The sequence below is a fragment of the Bhargavaea sp. GQ12 genome (assembly GCF_059758705.1).
Genome location: NZ_JCAXEU010000060.1, coordinates 1 through 320 on the forward strand (window position 1 = coordinate 1; position 320 = coordinate 320).

1 rRNA gene is annotated in these 320 nt (G+C 60.0%); it reads left to right on the forward strand.

The annotated features are described in order from the left end of the window. Positions 1–320, forward strand: a 23S ribosomal RNA gene (locus AC6CHQ_RS16385); the annotation flags it as partial.

A 320-nucleotide genomic window follows, 5' to 3' on the forward strand; every position in this document is an offset into this window, starting at 1 on the left:
GACCGGAAGGACTGGTGGAGCGCTTGGAAGTGAGAATGCCGGTATGAGTAGCGAAAGACGGGTGAGAATCCCGTCCACCGAATGCCTAAGGTTTCCTGAGGAAGGTTCGTCCGCTCAGGGTCAGTCGGGACCTAAGTCGAGGCCGAAAGGCGTAGACGATGGACAACAGGTTGATATTCCTGTACCGCCTCCCCGCCGTTTGAGTGACGGGGTGACGCAGGAGGATAGGGTGAGCGCGCTGTTGGTTGCGCGTCCAAGCAGTGAGGCGGGGAGTGAGGCAAATCCCACTCCCGTAACGCTGGGCTGTGATGGCGAGGGGT